Origin of the sequence: Sneathiella chinensis (assembly GCF_012720115.1) — a bacterium.
In the GTDB taxonomy this organism is placed as follows: Bacteria; Pseudomonadota; Alphaproteobacteria; order Sneathiellales; family Sneathiellaceae; genus Sneathiella; species Sneathiella chinensis.
Genome location: NZ_VNWN01000004.1, coordinates 137,758 through 152,956 on the forward strand (window position 1 = coordinate 137,758; position 15,199 = coordinate 152,956).

The window sequence follows — 15,199 nt, forward strand, 5'->3', positions numbered from 1 at the left end:
GGACGTACCGGAAAAGGAAGCAAGCATGAGACGCAACATTTCGATGAAAAAGGACAGGATGGGTCTTCTGTTCCTGTCAGGCCTTCTTCTTCTTTTGTCAGCCTGTGAGGAGGTCTCGCAAGAGGAGTTTCTGGCGAAGGTCGGAAACAGGACCAGCCCGGACGCCATTTCGGAAGCCGTGGGGAAACCGGACAAGATTGAACAGGATGGGGCCATGGCGCTGTGGCGGTATTCGACGGATCGGGGGGATGTCTGTTACGCGGTGACAGGGCAGATCGCCCTTCGCATGATGTGCTGATCCGGTTCGGGCGGGATTGTGTCTTTGATGGCTTTATTGCGTGTGACCGTGGTTTTGGTGGGGGCCTTTCTGGCTATGGTCGGATCGGCGCAGGCCACCCAACCGATGAAGAACGGTATTCTTCAGGCTCCCCTTGGTATCAAGGGGAAGGATGACCGCTCCCCGGTGGATATTACCGCCTTTCCGTGGCGAACCATCGGTCGGGTCAACCGGTCCGGCAATTTTTGTACAGGCATTCTTGTTGCCGAAGATCAGGTCCTGACGGCGGCCCATTGTTTCTGGAACAAGCGCACAAAACGGTGGAGCGGGGCAACGGAATTTCATTTTGTCGCCGGGTATGACAAGGGGCGGTATGCGGGGCATGCCCGGGGGCTTCGATATCGGACGGCCTTTGCGGCCCTGCCGGATCTGTCTGTACAGCCGTTGCCACGGGACAAGGACTGGGCGGTATTGACGCTGGACAAGCCCTTGGGGAAGACCTTTGGTTTTGCCGAGGTATCCCGCCGCCGCCTGTCAGAGGATGCACTCGCAACCGCTGATCTGGTGCAGGCAGGATACAGCCGGGATTATTCCCATATTCTGACGGTTCATGAAAAATGCCGGATAACCCACACAGCAAGACTGGATAAAGGGCAGGCACCGATCTATTTTCATCAGTGCGATGCCACAAACGGGGATTCCGGTTCGCCCATTTTTGTGAAGGATGGGGCAGGGTATCGCCTGATTGGCTTGCATTCTGCCACGGCGCGTCTGAAAACCGGCGAGGTCAGTGGGCTTGCCATCCCCAGTTCCGTATTTTACCCGTATCTCAAATAATTCCTGATTGTCCGCCAGCAAGGGGAAGGCGAGGGCCTGTATCCCTGAAAAGGGTGGGAATTATTGTATAAAATTTACATAAAAAAGAATTAAAATCTTAACAAGTACCTCATATGGGGGATGTTTTGTCCCCCGGCTTGTATTAGCTTCAACCCTGCTTGATTGAGGTAACAACAGAAAAGACAGAAGCGGGGATCGGGATTTCTATCCGGTAAGGGTTTGAGGTTTCCGAGGTCGTTTCAGCAAACAACAGGTCAGGAACAGTGTCCGATCGGGAGCGCATGGATGACATGCCGGGAATGCCCGGATCCGCTACAACAAAACAGATTGTTGTAAATAAGGGGGATGTTGTTCCGCTTGATGTAAGTGCGCCTGATAACGCCGATTTTATTACATCGGGGCAGGATTTGATTATCACGGTCGAGGCAAACAGGGTTGTGCTGAAAGGCTTCGCGGGAATGGCTGATTTGCCAGACCCCCCTTCGTTGCAGTTTCAGGATGGCAAGGCATATTCAGCAGTGGATGTCCTGAAATGGACGGCTGAGTTCAAGGGTATTGATTTCATGTCAGACTCACAAGATGACCTGGTAGATCTGGATGCTTTGTTTGATATGCTGAACATCGCCGTCCGGGACGGGGTGGATGCCCTGGATTATGTCGCGGATGCAGCCGGGAACGGCGGCGTCCTTATTGTCAGGAATGACGCCTTGGCGGAGAGCGGTGTCTCTTCCAGTCTGGACGATCTTGGCGGGCCAATCTCCGATCTTGTGGATGATCCTTACAAGGCGGATGAGTCCTAGCCGATACAGCAGAATTTTAATCAGGACAGTCTGATGCAAAAAAGGGCCCGCAGATGCGAGGCCCTTTTTTGTTTCCGGTGACATCACCCTTGGCGGGATCAGGAGGGATTTTTGTCCTGCTCCAGCGAGTTTCTGAAATCCTCTCCTTCGGGGGACTGCAGGAAGTCGTCCAGTGCGGCGACCACATCCTGATCATACCGGTGTGGATTGCTGCGGAAGACTTCCATGGCTTCCTCAACGGAAACCTCCTGCCGGTAAGAGCGGGGGGAAATCCGGGCAATCAGGATATCGGCCATGCCCAAAATCCGGGCGGACATGGCAATTTCTTCCCCTTCAAGCTGTTTCGGGTATCCGGTCCCATCCTTGCGTTCATACATCTGGGCGACGGCCTCGACGATGGGGGCGTCCACTTCCATTTCCGCCAGAATGGACTCGGCGCTGGCCACATGCCCCCGCATGATGTCCATTTCCTCGTCGGTCAGGCGTCCGTCTTTTGTACGGATTTCCGACGGGATCGAGATTTTACCGATCTGGGACAGGTTGGCGCCGGTTGCAATCGCCTGCCGGGTTTCTGTGGGAAGATCCATGACACGGGCGACATTGTTGGCCAGAACGCTCATCCGATGGGAATGGTTGGCAAGATAGGGGTCGTTTGCCTCCAGCATGCGAACCAGAACCGAAATGGTTTTCTGACCCAGCCGTTCCTTCATCCGCTGGTGCTCGATAAAGTCCGTGATGTCACCGGCCACGGTGACGATCCCCATGAACAGTCCCTCGTCATCCATCAGGCGGGATTTTTCGATCCGCAGAATGCGGGTGCCATTATCGGTCTCCACTTCCATGATGGTATTCTGGGTCTGCTCGGTATCCAGAACCACCTGATTGAGGTCCCCCATGGCACGGGCGGCCTTCTCGCCAAACAGGTCGCGGTCGGTCTTGCCAGCAATGGACTGAACCGGGAAATTGACAAACCGGGCAAGTGACGGATTGGCATAGACATAGCGCCCGGCCGTATCGGTCAGTCCGATCAGGTCATCGATGGTGTTGTTGATGCTGCCAAGCAGGCGGCGCTGGGCGTTGATCTTATGGGCCAGTTCCTTGTATTGCTCGGCCATGGCCTTGTTGTTCTGGCTGCGCAGGGTCAGCCAGATGGCCGCAAGGATACTGAGAATGACCAGCACGGTGCTGACCGCAACGATCCATATGCCAACAGAATATCGCTCCAGCGGCTCCAGAGCCTCTTTCTCATGAATGCCTTGGGTGATGACCCAGTTGGTATTGCCAAGTTGCACGCCGACAGAATAGAGAGGGCCGTTTGTGGTTGAGATATCCCGAAGCGCAAAGCGGGTGAAATCCGCTGTCATGCCGCTGGCTGGCTGTTTGGAGAAATAGGTCTCGGACTTGCTGTCCGCCATAAAGAACCGGTCGCCGTCCCGCTGGAACAGCCAGGTTTCTTCTCCTTCCATGGACAGGGCGGAAGGGCGGAGAAGTTCCTCGATCTTTTCGCGGGCAGAAACCGTCATGACCATAATCCCGACGACGGCGGGGTTGGCCCCGGCCGCACTCTGCGCCTCAAGGATGGGAACCAGAAAATCAATCAGCAGGTCTTTTCCGCTCTCGCGGGCATTGACGGCGGCAATCTCTGTCTGGCTGTAGTGCCGGACGGCAAGGTCCCGCTGTTCATCCGTCAGGGACGGTGATCCGGTGGACGCCAGATAGGCCCGGCCATTGCGGCCAATGACATAGGCGGCGACCACGTTGTTCTGTTCGACAAAACTTGAGATGGCATTTTGCATGTAGGGAAGCTGGTTGGCCAGCGGGCGGGGCAGTTCCGCACTGTCAGACCGGTTGACCTCGTCTGCGAACAGGCGGAACAGGGGATGGCTGGCAATCTGGGAAGCCTTGCGCCCGGTGCTGTCAATCCAGGTGGTCATGACCTCGTTCTTGCCGGCAGCGGTGATCTCCTCGCGGGCCTGCAATTCGGCAAGCAGTTCCTCTTTCGCGTTCTGGATTGCAAAATCGGCTGTGAAATAGGCCCCAAGCGACAGAAGAACGGCAATCAGAATACCGATCCGAAGCGGTGTCCGAAAAGACGAAGAACGCTCCTTGGGAGCTTCCCTGGACATGATATTGTTCAGTTCAAGGTTTGCGGTTAGTTCAGTCATCGCGTGGTTTCTCCGTCGCGCCGGCAATCTCGGTTGCCTCATTGGCTACATGCGCCCATCGGGTGGTTTCGTTCACCGAATAGAACGGCACGTAATATTTGACATTCTTTTCCTGCTGGACCGTGTCATTCTGGGAATCCAGAACCAGACGGCGGCCATTTTCCCGGACATACAGGATGGTGTGGTTCTGGCCGCGCAACACGTCGCTTGTCACAACGATGCGCATATTGGCAACGGGCACACCCAGCTCTTTCAGGCTGATATATTTCATGATTGCGAAATCTTCGGAATCGCCGCCGTTGGTGATGAATTCCAGCGGGCTGGCCCAGTAATCCGCGTGGCCATAATTCTCCATGTCGGACACATGGCGCCACTTGTTGATGAACCTGTTGATCTCGCGAAGTTGGGTGGAACGCTCGGCCTCGGTCAGTTCCTGGATTTTGGCCCGCCACAGGGTCATCTGTTGCGAGGCGCATTTCTGGATGTCCTGATCACACAGGCGGGCGGCCCGGTCGCTTTTCTTGAAATCGCCAATCACCCTTGTCCATTGCGGCAGGGCCTGCAAATCCCGCGAAGGGATTTCGACCGTACCGAACAGGCCGTCCGGCGGCGGAATATCCGCCATCGTGTTGGCCTGCGCGGACCCTGCCATCAGCAGGGACGCGGCAAGGGCAAAGGGAAGAAGTGTCGCTGATAGGGGCATCATCTTTCCTTCAAGGCGTTGTCGCGGGTTTTCAGGATCGGCTTCAGGATGTAGTCCAGAACGGATTTCTGTCCGGTCAGGGTATCCACGGACGCCACCATACCCGGAATGATCGGGTAGGTTTCATCGCCGCGCTTCAGATAGTTCTGCTCGGTGCGGACAATGATCTTGTAGAAGCTGTCGCCGGTCTGCTCATCCACGGTGGTGTCGGCGCTGATCCGTTCCAGCTCGGCAGGTAACCCGCCATAGATGGAATAGTCATAGGCCGTGATCTTGACGGTTGCCTTCTGTCCGGGGCGCAGGAAGGCGATATCGGACGGACGGATGCGGGCCTCTACCAGAAGAGAATCCTCAATCGGGACAATTTCCACAATATCCTGTCCGGGCTGTACCACGCCGCCGATGGTTGAAATTTTCAGGTCCTTGACCGTCCCTTTTACCGGGGAGCGGACATCAGTCCGTACAACCCGGTCGCGGGCGGCCAGAATGGTCTGGCGGATGGCCTCAAACTCGGCCCGGGCGGTGCTCAGTTCCTGCGATGCAATACTGCGGAAGTTGAGGATCTTTTCCTCGATCCTCTGGTTGGCTTCCTGCAGGGCGCCCTTGGCCCGGGGCAGGGCAAGCTGTGACGCGGAAATCTGGCCTTTCAGGTCATTGGCTTCCCGTTTCAGTTTCAGCAACTGAACCTTCGGAACAATGCCTTTCACGGCAAGGGGTTCGGTGATGGAAAGCTCTTCATTAACCAGAGCAAAGCTGGACCGCAGCTGGTTCAGGCGTCCGTTGATTTCGGCAATTTCCTGCTGGCGTTGCTGGGCCTGCTGGCGGAGGATGGCAATCTGTGACTGCAATTCCGCCTGCCGGGCGTTGTACAGGTTCTGTTCACGGACACTGATCTCGGCGCCTTCGGCAATCAGTTCCGGCGGAAAGGTAATGCCGGTCCCTTCGGCTTCTGCCTTGAGGCGGGCAATCCGGCCCATCAGGTTCAGGTAATTGGATTCAATCTCGCCAAAGCGGGCAGAAAAGCCGGTATCGTCGATGCGGAGCAGAATCTGGCCTTTCTCGACCGTTTCCCCTTCCCGCACCAGAAGTTCCTTCAGGATGCCGCCTTCCAGATTCTGGATGACCTGCACCTGACTGGACGGGATGACCTTGCCATCGCCGCGGGTGACTTCATCCAGAATGGCATTGTCCGCCCAGATATAGGCGGAAATGAAAAAGGCCACGATCCCGATCAGCAACAGGAAGGAACGCGGGTTGGGTCCCTGCATTTTTGCCGCCATCACATCCGAGGCAAAATCGGAATCGCTCCACTCAGCGTTGTTGGACATTTGCTTTTCCATCGTCTTCGTTACCCCTGCTGCGCTTTTTGAGGCGCCTGACTTGTCCGGTCGGCCTTGCGACCGATCTTCAACACTTCATCCCGTGGTCCGTCTGCAACCACCTTGCCGTTTCCAAGAACGATAATCCGGTCCACCAGCGAGAACAGGGATGTCCGGTGAGTGACCAGAATAAGGGTCTTGTCCTTGCTGAAATCCTTCAACCGGCTGATGAAACGACGTTCGGAATTGAGGTCCATGGAACTGGTCGGTTCATCAAACATCAGGATGGGCGGGTTGGGCAGCAGGGAACGGGCGAGGCCCATACACTGGCGTTGGCCGCCTGACAGGGTGGCGCCCTTTTCGCCGACCTGAAGGTCATATCCGTGCGGATGCCGGCTGATAAAGTCATGAACACCGGCCAGCTTGGAGGCGCGCAGGACCATGTCGTCATCGGCCTGTGGGTGGCCCATAGTGATATTCTGGCGCACGGTCCCCTGAAACAGGACGATATCCTGCATCACACTACCGATAGAGCGGCGAATGTCGGACGGGTCAATTTGTCGGATATCGGTGCCATCGATCAGGACCGCGCCTTCATCCGGTTCGTACAGGTTGATCAGCAGCCGGGAAATGGTGGTCTTGCCGGACCCGACCGGCCCGATAATGCCCACCTTTTCCCCCGCCCGGATCTTGAACGATACATTGGAAAGGGCCGGCAGTTCTGTTCCCGGATATTTGAAGGTTACGTCCTTGAACTCCACATCGCCCTGAATGTTGGGGCGGCTGAGTTGCCGTTTTTCCGCAGCCCGTTCCACCGGCAGGGCCATGATCTGGTTCAGACCCTTGAGGGCGACCATGGCCTGATTGAGCCGGGTCAGAAGACCGGCAATCTGACCCAGGGGGGCCATTGTCCGTCCGGTCAGGATGGTACAGGCAATCAGGGCACCGATCGTGATGTTGGTATCCGGCTGTGTCATCAGCGTGACGCCATAGATAACCACAAGGATGGTGACCAGTTGCATGACGGCGGCCGACAGGTTGATGCTGAGGCTGGCAAAGAAGCGGGAGGTTACGCTGGTCTTGGCGGTCTGCCCGACGAAGCGTTCCCATTCTTTTTGCATATGGCCTTCAACGCCGAGACTCTTGACAGTATCAAGGGCCGAGATGGTCTCGATAATGACGCCATGCTTTTGGGAGTTCTCGTCGGAGTTTTGGGAAACCGCCCGGCGCAGCGGCCATTGCAGGGCCAGCCCGATGCCGATCACCACCGGAATGGCGACGGCGGGAACAACCACAAGGGGGCCACCAATCAGATAGATGATGAACAGGAAGACGCCGAGGAACGGCAGGTCAACCAGTGCGGTGATGGTGGCAGAGGTAAAGAAATCCCGTAAGGATTCAAATTCCCGAAGATGGTTGGCAAACGCCCCGGCAGAGGCGGGCCGGGCCTTGACCTGAAGGTTGAGGACCTGTTCGAAAATCCGGCTGGACAGAAGCACGTCGGCCCGTTTGCCCGCATTGTCCACGAAATAGGATCGCAGGGATTTCAGGATCAGGTCAAAACCGATCACCGTAATGATACCAAACGCCAGAACCCAAAGGGTTTCAAGGGCCTTGTTGGGGACCACCCTGTCATAGACATTCATGATGAACAGGGGGCTGGCAATGGCAAAGCTGTTGATCAGGAAGGCGGCCAGAATCACCTGAAGATAAGTTGGCCAGAACTGGCGCAGGGTTCCCCAGAACCACGAGCCCTTGCGTTCCTGCAAACTTTCGTCCCGATCGACGCGGAACTTGAAGCCGGGTCGGACAAATATGGCATACCCGGCGTAAATCTTTTCCAGTTCCGCAAGGGGCAGGGTTTGGGACCCTTCGCCGGTCTCCGGGAAAATGACGACGGCCTTGTCGCCCTTCCGCTCCAGCAGGATACAGGCGCGCCGCCCTCGAATCAGCAGGACGGTTGGCAGGACCACTTCCGGAATCTTGTCCAACTTGCGGTTGGTGATCCGGGCACTGATGCCAACGCGCTGGGCGGCCCGGACAAACAGGTCCGGTGTCAGGCAATTATCTTCCAGCGGCATGCCATAGATCAGGGCTTCAGGCGTGCGGGGGTCCTCGAAAACCTTGGTCAGGGCGACAAGGCAGCCCAGCAACGGATCATGGTCCGACTTGGCGACACTGGACAGTTCAACCTGCCAATCCCCGGAGGCGTCCTCGCTGGCCGGGGCGTCCTTCTGGCCACCTTGCGCAGCGGCCTGCTTCAGGGATTGAAGGGCTTGCTCCCGAAAGGAACGCTCCGGCGAGGGAGACGATTGCTCCTTGTCCCTCACAGTCTCCGTCCCCGAGGAGAGTGATTCCTTTTCCAGAATGGAATCTGTTTTCTTACCATTTGTCGTCATTTGCGTATCCAAACCGGACACCGTACCGGCCTGTCAGGGCGGTCGCCTGCTGTTGCTGGCGGCACTGACATGGGCGCGGTATGCAGTATCCTTCTTTTCCAATATTCAGCCCGGAGTGGTGCAGGTGAGTGCACATACCCGGTGCCGGTTCCCCCAAAAGTAGCTGCGCAGTACAATTCTTGCCGGATGATCAGGTCCGGCCTTCTGCCTCAATAGAATGCGGATTTGGTGAAAATCGTATTAACGTCTCCGTTGTTTCACTCGAAATATCGCCAATTTATAAAAAAATAATCCGTCAATTTCTCGCTTTAATGGTATTCCCCCGTCGGTTTTGAAGGGGGACGCCCTCGCAATACAACTGTATCTTGGGCCGGATCACTCATTAAATACAACAAAATTAACCATAAATATATGGGTCCGCTATGGGGGCGTCTTTCGTGGGGCGGCATACCCATAAGGAGATTTATGTTGTTTTGTTTTCTTGGTATGAGGGTTTTTGGTTTCAAGGGTGCGAAAACCATGCCCTTGAAATGATGTAACAATTTTATTAAAAACGATTCTATCGATTTAAGTCGCTGAAAATGCTTCTCTTCTTGTGCCAGGTGCAAGAAGGGTAGGGGTGTTTTGGGAGAACAGCTCCGGCCGTTGGGTGGGGTATGGTCTCCCGGTGGGGACTGTGAGGAGACGGGTTTCTTTTGTGTTGCGATTGAGCCACACAGCGCAGAAACACTGGGGAATATGTGCTGTGTGACACTAAAATGGGTTGTTTTCGCGCCCGGTGTGTGGGTAAATTTTGTCGAATTTGTTAAATGTATAAACGATTGTTGTTTGACATAAACTTGTTTTGCGAGTACTCGGTGGGGCAACATTCAAGCGTATTGGGTACCAGAAAACTACAAACGATATTACTTTAAATGTGGGAGAGGGGCATGATGTCCAGATTGTCAGCGAGTAGCACGCGCAGGGTTGTTACGGCGAGTGTTATGGCGACAGTGCTTGGAAGTATTGCAGTTTCTGCGCCGGTTCATGCCGGTTCCTTGGCCGAAGCTGTACAGAGTACCGTGATGAATTATCCGGAAATTGGCGAGGCGTCCGCAAACCGCCGTGCCATTGACCAGGAACTCGAGCAAGCACACGGCCTTTACTATCCTTCCATTGATCTTGCCGCCGGGGGTGGTAAGGAATGGACGGATACGGTTTCTATCGATGACAAGTGGCTGACCCGAACCGAGGGCAGCATCTCATTGACACAAACCCTTCTGGATTTTGGCGCCCGCGAAGCCGAGGTTGAACGTCAGTCCGCCCGTGTCGATGGCGCCGCCTACCGGGTTCGGGAACGGGCCGAGGCCATTGGCCTTGACGCAGTTCAGGCCTATCTGGATGTTCTCCGCAATCTGGAAATTGTGAACCTTGCGACGGAAAATCTTGAAATTCACAAACGCACGCTGAAGGAAATCAACGACCGCGTTGATGCCGGACAGAGTGGTGTCGGGGATGTCCAGCAGACGGAAGCCCGTGTTGCCGCCGCCGAGGACACCCTTGTCGAGACAATGCGTCAGCTTGATAACGCAGAGATCGCGTATCGCCGCATTGTCGGGGAAGCCCCGATGAATCTCGAACTGCCGGAATTCAATGACGGTGTTCTGCCCGCCAATCTGGAAGACATCATCACAATCGGTCTGGAAAGCAACCCGGATATCCGCTTTGCTCGTTCCGACCTGAAAACTTCCGAAGCCGAAATCAAGGCTGCCGAAGCCAACTTCTACCCGACCGTTAATCTGGAACTGGATGCAAACGCCAATAACGATACGGACGGTGTGAAGGGACATAACGACGATTTCACCGCGATGGTTCGTCTGCGTTACAACCTGTACCGCGGTGGTATCGATCTGGGCCGTCAGCGGGAAGCGGTTGAGCGTAAGTCCGAAACCCAGCAACGTGTTGCCCGCTTTGAACGTCTGGTCGAAGAGGAAATCCGCCAGAGCTGGAGCTCTCTGGCCCGCTCGCAAGGCCGTGCCGCAGCGCTAAGCGATCAGGTTGTTGCCAACGGTCAGGTGGCTTCCACTTACCGTCAGGAATTCCAGATCGGACAGCGGGACCTGCTGGATATGCTGGATGCGGATAATGAACTGTTCAACTCCCGGACAAGTCTGGCAACGGTTGAATATTCCGTTCTGTTCGCGAAATACCGCCTGCTGGCAACTATGGGTCGTCTGAACAGCACATTGGGCGTAACCCTGCCAGAGGAAGCCTTGCCGAATAACAGCTAAGGCGTTCTTTACGAACACTGAAAAAGGCCGTCCCTTGCAGGGGCGGCCTTTTTTGCTTTGTAGGGATGAGAGGGTGAGTGTCGGGGCGACAAGGGGCCGCTCAGCATGGCTGTGGCTGTATGGCTGTTGGCTGCGCTGCTGTGCTGCCGTGCCTTTGCATGACTGTGGGACGCAGGGTTACAGGGGGGCGGAATATCGGATTGACCGGATGGTGAAACTGTCCGGTTGTCGGGGGCGGGGAAGGCGGGGCTAGTTGACAGCCGGCTTGTGGCGCCACCATCCCAATTCGTTGACCGAGTAGATGGGGCGGTAATGCTTGATTCGCTTGGCATCCACAACCAGTCCGATCTGATTGTCCAATATCATCTGTTTTCCATCCAGTTCAACAGCAAGAATGGCATGGGCAATTCGCAGGTTCATATCCTGCAGGACAACGATTTTCATCTCTTCCGCCTTCCAGCCAAGCGCCCGGAGGGTGAAGTATTTTACGATGGCGTAATCCTCGCAATCGCCAAAGCGGGCAAAGAATTCCCGCGGGATTTCCCAGTAATCCTTTACCCCCCAGTTGATGGGGTCGAGGATATAGCGAAAGAGGTTGATGTAGGTGTTGACGCGTTCCAGTTGTTTGGCCTTGGGGGCGTCCTGCAACTCCTCAATCAGTTCTTCCCACTTCTTGTAGGCACAGGCGTTAAGCTGGCCGGAATCACAGTTTCCGGGGCGTTCCTTGTAGGTGTCCAGCACCTTTTGCCATTTGGGAAAGGGCTTCAGGTCTGTATAGGCGATTTCCCGAAACCCGAAGATGCCGTTTGCCGAGGCGTGGGGCGGTGCCACAAGGACACTCAGCCCGAAGGCCAGGGCCGACGAGAAAAGCAGCAATCGCGATTTTGGATGGTTGCGCTTTTTCAAAACGGCCCCTGTTACAATCTCCGGTATGGTCTTTTCTATATCAGGGCGTAAAAAATGTCCGCAAGCCTGTATCAGAAGACTATTCTGTAAACCGATTAAGAAATATTAACATTCCTTGTGTTCTATTCACATTTTTGTCAGTAAGACAATTGGAAACAGTGGTTTACAGTGGTTGTATCCCATGGATAGCACGGACTTTACGGTATAGCGAATTGGAACAGGCGCATGGCTGATATCGATAACGAGTTAGAAGAAAGGGGCAAGGTAAACCGCACCCTTTGGTTTTCAGCAGTTATTCTGCTTGCGGTCGTGGTGGCTGGCGTCTGGGGAACTGTTGCGTTTGTTGACAAACAACGCGAGAGGGAACTTCAGAACTGGGAAATCAGGCTGGGGATCGTTGCCAATCACCGCAAGGAAAGTGTGGACAACTGGCTGGCCGAGCAGAAAAAGACCATTGCCTCACTGGCGGAGAATGCGTCCCTTCAGGTTTACCTGACCCAACTGGTTCTTGAGACAAGCGAGAATGGTAGTGAGATTTCTTCCGTGCCGGAAGCAGGCTATCTGATCAATCTTCTGAACAACCAGGCGGTGATTAGTGGTTTCTGGGAGCCGGAAGAGCCGGAGGTTCGTGCCAATGTGGCGCGGCCGGGGCGGGCCGGGATTGGCCTGACAGACCGGACCGGGCGCCTGCTGGTGTCCAGCGGCAGTATGCCGCCCATGAACCCGGCGATCCGGGCCGCACTGGCGGAGGCGGATGCCGGGGTTTCAGCCACAATCGATGTTTATGAAGGATTGAGCGGCGAGCCGACCATGGGCTTTGTTCATCCCGTCTTTGCGGTCCAGCAGGATGGGGACAAGGATAATGTGATCGGCTTTATTGTCGGGATCCGCACCATATCGAATTCCCTGTTTCCGTTGCTGATCCAGCCGGGCGATACCCTGAAGACCGGGGAAACCTTTCTGGTCCGCGAAGATAACGGCCTGATTGAATATATTTCACCGCTGGCCGACGGCACATCGGCCCTGAAGCGGACGTTAAGCGGGGATGATCGGTTGGCGGCGGCCTTTGTGGTTGGCAAGCCCGGCGGTTTTGCAATCCTGAACAACTATCTTGGCGAAGAGGTTCTGGTGACCGGGCGCAAGATCAACGAAGCGCCGTGGTATCTGGTGCGCGAGGTCAGCACCCATGAGGCCCTGTCGGAAACCAACAACCGCCTGAATGTGATGCTGGGGGTCTTCCTGCTGCTGATCATCGGGGTCAGTGGCACCCTTGTTGCGGTCTGGCGTCACGGGACGTCTCTTCGGGCGGCGGAACTGGCGCGTAAATACAAGGCAACGGCCGAGCATTTACGGGAAAAATCCGAATTTCTGCGGGTGGTGACCGACCAGCAACCCACCTCCATTGCCGTGTTCGATAAGGACAACCATTATACATTTGCCAACCGGATCGCGGCGGCCGACGCGGATATCGATCAGGATGAACTGATCGGCCGGAAGATCACCTCCATTCTGGGGAAAGAGACCTCTGCCAAGGTGCGTTCCATGTTGGATACGGCCCGTCAGGAAAACACCCAGATTTCCGATGTGGTGACATTGGAGGACGAGGGGCGGCCCCGGGTGTTCAAGTCGGACATCATCCCGCTTCGGATAAACCAGAAAGACCCGGAAAGTGTTCTGGCTGTCATGCAGGATATTACGGATGTGGTTGCCGAGCGGCAGCGGCGCGAAAGTATGCTGCGCAGTCTGGTGTCCACACTGGTGGCCTTCGTGGACAAGCGCGACCCCTATTCGTCGAACCAGTCAAGGCGGGTGGCCGAAGTCGGGGTTGCCATTGCCGAGGAACTGGGGGCGTCTGACAAGGTTATCCAGACCGTTGATATTGCCGGGAACCTCATGAATATCGGTAAAATTCTTGTTCCTGTTTCTATCCTGACCAAGACAGGGGAACTGACCGATCAGGAAATGGAAGCCGTTCGGGATAGCCTCTATTCCAGTGCGGACCTTCTGGAAGGGGTCAAGTTCGACCTGCCGGTTGCCGAAACCCTGCGGCAGTTGCAGGAGCATTGGGATGGCAGCGGCCAACCCCGTGGCCTGTCCGGGATGGCCATCAACGAGCCCGCCCGTATCATCGCGGTTGCAAACGCGTTTGTTGGTATGGTCAGCCCGCGGTCTTACCGTCAGGCACTGGATATGAGCAAGGCGATCGAGATCCTGATGGACGGGGCGGACAAGCGCTTTGACCGGAAACCCGTCAGTGCGCTGATCAACTATCTCGATAACAAGGGGGGCCGGGAACGTTGGTCCCACTTCGCGGAGATGCCGGAAGATTTGTCTGCGGAAAATGATGAATAAACGGAAAAAGCGCCCTTTGAGGCGCTTTTTTTATAGCAGGCAGTTCCGGGAGATAGGGAGGGCGCGCCCTTACAGAATGGGCGTCGCCTGCAGGGCAGCAGGGCCGGTCAGGATCAGCTTGACCAACTCGCTTTGACGGCTTGTATCGGTTTTACGGAAGACCTGCCGCAATTGGGAACGGACGGTGTGCATGCTGACCCCCCATTCCTCGGCAAGGTCATCCAGCTTGTGCCCATTGGTCAGCCCCAGTGTCAGGCGCCCTTCCGCTGGCGTCAGGCCATAGAGACGGCAGATGGTGTCCACGGACAGGGTCACCGGTTCTGACGGGTCGGAAACGAACAGCACGGCCCCCTTGCCGGCGATCCCGGTACCAATGGGGGCCACCATGGCGGTAAGCGGGGCATCGCGGTTGCTGCGGGTGATGGACATGGCAAAGTCACTGTCGCCCGAGGCATCCTGTTCCTTTAGTAGGGCATTTTCCAGCAATTCGCCGAGCAATTTGTTTTCTGACGGCACCTCGGCGCGGCAAATGCGGTCCCGGTCCAGGATCAGGCCGTCCCCGGCATCCAGAAACCCCTTCGCCTTGTCATTGAAAAAGAGAACCTGCGCCTCGGAGGTGACCAGAATGACACCCATGGGCAGGCGGTTCAGGACTGCGGTTGCGGATTCAAGAAGCCCCTCTGAGGGTTTTGCCGGTCCCTGTCCGCGCTGGCGTTCAATGGCGTTGATCAGGCTTCTCGCCATGCCGGAGCTGGTAAGTTGGCTGCGGATCAGAAAATCCTGCGCCCCGTGCCGAATGGCGGGGTGACCGACATTTTCCTCATCTTCCGTCAGCAGAACAACGGGGATTGCCGGAAACGTTTTTCGCAAGGATTGCAGTTTTTCAAGGCCGTCCCCGTTGAGCAAATCGCCATCCAGAAGAAAAATATCGGCGTTGCCGGGGTCCTGTTGGTTGATCAGGGCGGTTATGTCCGTGACATGATGCAGGTCGAAGTCTGGCTTCTTGATGTTGGAAAAAAGCCATCCCATCTGTTGGGCATCGCCTTCCTTGTCTCCAACAAACAGGACTTTTGCATTTAAGATAGTACTCATCTTGTGCGCCGACTCTTTGATCTTCCTGTCACTCAAATAACTTCAGGATTTTTTATCCTGAAAGCCCGTTAATCCGATT

General features: G+C 55.8%; 11 protein-coding genes. 5 read left to right on the forward strand and 6 right to left on the reverse strand.

Features of this window, described 5'->3' with window-relative positions; all coding sequences use genetic code 11:
• The first annotated feature begins 43 nt into the window (after positions 1-43).
• The 3 genes from FQB27_RS07245 (at position 44) to FQB27_RS07255 (ending at position 1,914) form a co-directional block, all read left to right on the forward strand.
• On the forward strand, positions 44-298 hold the full coding sequence (locus tag FQB27_RS07245) for a hypothetical protein (protein WP_169560240.1): 255 nt from the start codon (positions 44-46) through the stop codon (positions 296-298).
• Positions 299-325: 27 nt separating this feature from the next.
• A complete protein-coding gene (locus tag FQB27_RS07250) occupies positions 326-1,114 on the forward strand; it encodes a trypsin-like serine peptidase (RefSeq protein ID WP_169560241.1) in 789 nt (262 codons plus the stop codon).
• A 281-nt stretch (positions 1,115-1,395) separates the two neighbouring features.
• Positions 1,396-1,914: a hypothetical protein gene (locus FQB27_RS07255; RefSeq protein WP_169560242.1), complete on the forward strand. Its 519-nt coding sequence runs from the start codon at positions 1,396-1,398 to the stop codon at positions 1,912-1,914.
• A 98-nt stretch (positions 1,915-2,012) separates the two neighbouring features.
• Here FQB27_RS07255 and FQB27_RS07260 read toward each other — a convergent pair whose 3' ends face one another.
• The 4 genes from FQB27_RS07260 to FQB27_RS07275 are packed head-to-tail and all read right to left on the reverse strand — an operon-like array spanning position 2,013 to position 8,500.
• Positions 2,013-4,079, reverse strand: coding sequence for an HD domain-containing phosphohydrolase (locus tag FQB27_RS07260; protein WP_169560243.1), 2,067 nt, complete (start codon positions 4,077-4,079; stop codon positions 2,013-2,015).
• Positions 4,072-4,785 (reverse strand): transglutaminase-like cysteine peptidase, encoded by a 714-nt coding sequence (locus FQB27_RS07265; RefSeq protein ID WP_169560244.1) that lies wholly within the window; start codon positions 4,783-4,785, stop codon positions 4,072-4,074. The genes FQB27_RS07260 and FQB27_RS07265 overlap by 8 nt, the downstream gene beginning before the upstream one ends.
• The gene (locus FQB27_RS07270) at positions 4,782-6,110 is read right to left on the reverse strand and encodes an HlyD family type I secretion periplasmic adaptor subunit (RefSeq protein ID WP_169560245.1); all 1,329 of its coding nucleotides are present in this window, start codon (positions 6,108-6,110) and stop codon (positions 4,782-4,784) included. The genes FQB27_RS07265 and FQB27_RS07270 overlap by 4 nt, the downstream gene beginning before the upstream one ends.
• Positions 6,111-6,130: 20 nt before the next feature.
• Positions 6,131-8,500, reverse strand: coding sequence for a type I secretion system permease/ATPase (locus tag FQB27_RS07275; protein ID WP_169560246.1), 2,370 nt, complete (start codon positions 8,498-8,500; stop codon positions 6,131-6,133).
• Between the two features lie 983 nt (positions 8,501-9,483).
• Here FQB27_RS07275 and FQB27_RS07280 point away from each other — a divergent pair.
• Complete coding sequence (locus FQB27_RS07280; protein WP_169560247.1) at positions 9,484-10,770, forward strand: TolC family outer membrane protein; 1,287 nt, start codon at positions 9,484-9,486, stop codon at positions 10,768-10,770.
• Positions 10,771-11,019: 249 nt separating this feature from the next.
• On the opposite strand, the gene FQB27_RS07285 is transcribed toward FQB27_RS07280, so the two are convergent.
• Complete coding sequence (locus FQB27_RS07285) at positions 11,020-11,676, reverse strand: transglutaminase-like cysteine peptidase (RefSeq protein WP_169560248.1); 657 nt, start codon at positions 11,674-11,676, stop codon at positions 11,020-11,022.
• 225 nt (positions 11,677-11,901) lie between these two features.
• Here FQB27_RS07285 and FQB27_RS07290 point away from each other — a divergent pair, with 225 nt between their 5' ends.
• Positions 11,902-14,028 carry an HD domain-containing phosphohydrolase gene (locus FQB27_RS07290; protein ID WP_169560249.1) on the forward strand — a complete coding sequence of 709 codons (2,127 nt, stop codon included), beginning with the start codon at positions 11,902-11,904 and terminating at the stop codon, positions 14,026-14,028.
• Positions 14,029-14,097: 69 nt separating this feature from the next.
• Here the strand turns inward: FQB27_RS07290 and FQB27_RS07295 are convergent, their stop codons facing one another.
• Entirely contained in the window at positions 14,098-15,120 is a 1,023-nt protein-coding gene (locus FQB27_RS07295; protein WP_169560250.1) for a response regulator, read from the reverse strand.
• Between the last annotated feature and the right edge of the window lie 79 nt (positions 15,121-15,199).

Coding starts and splice junctions, on each gene's coding strand:
- FQB27_RS07290 (WP_169560249.1), top strand. CDS start 11,902: ATGGCTGATATCGATAACGAGTTAGAAGAAAGGGGCAAGGTAAACCGC.
- FQB27_RS07250 (WP_169560241.1), top strand. CDS start 326: ATGGCTTTATTGCGTGTGACCGTGGTTTTGGTGGGGGCCTTTCTGGCT.
- FQB27_RS07275 (WP_169560246.1), bottom strand. CDS start 8,500: ATGACGACAAATGGTAAGAAAACAGATTCCATTCTGGAAAAGGAATCA.
- FQB27_RS07245 (WP_169560240.1), top strand. CDS start 44: ATGAAAAAGGACAGGATGGGTCTTCTGTTCCTGTCAGGCCTTCTTCTT.
- FQB27_RS07255 (WP_169560242.1), top strand. CDS start 1,396: ATGGATGACATGCCGGGAATGCCCGGATCCGCTACAACAAAACAGATT.
- FQB27_RS07270 (WP_169560245.1), bottom strand. CDS start 6,110: ATGTCCAACAACGCTGAGTGGAGCGATTCCGATTTTGCCTCGGATGTG.
- FQB27_RS07265 (WP_169560244.1), bottom strand. CDS start 4,785: ATGATGCCCCTATCAGCGACACTTCTTCCCTTTGCCCTTGCCGCGTCC.
- FQB27_RS07280 (WP_169560247.1), top strand. CDS start 9,484: ATGGCGACAGTGCTTGGAAGTATTGCAGTTTCTGCGCCGGTTCATGCC.
- FQB27_RS07260 (WP_169560243.1), bottom strand. CDS start 4,079: ATGACTGAACTAACCGCAAACCTTGAACTGAACAATATCATGTCCAGG.
- FQB27_RS07295 (WP_169560250.1), bottom strand. CDS start 15,120: ATGAGTACTATCTTAAATGCAAAAGTCCTGTTTGTTGGAGACAAGGAA.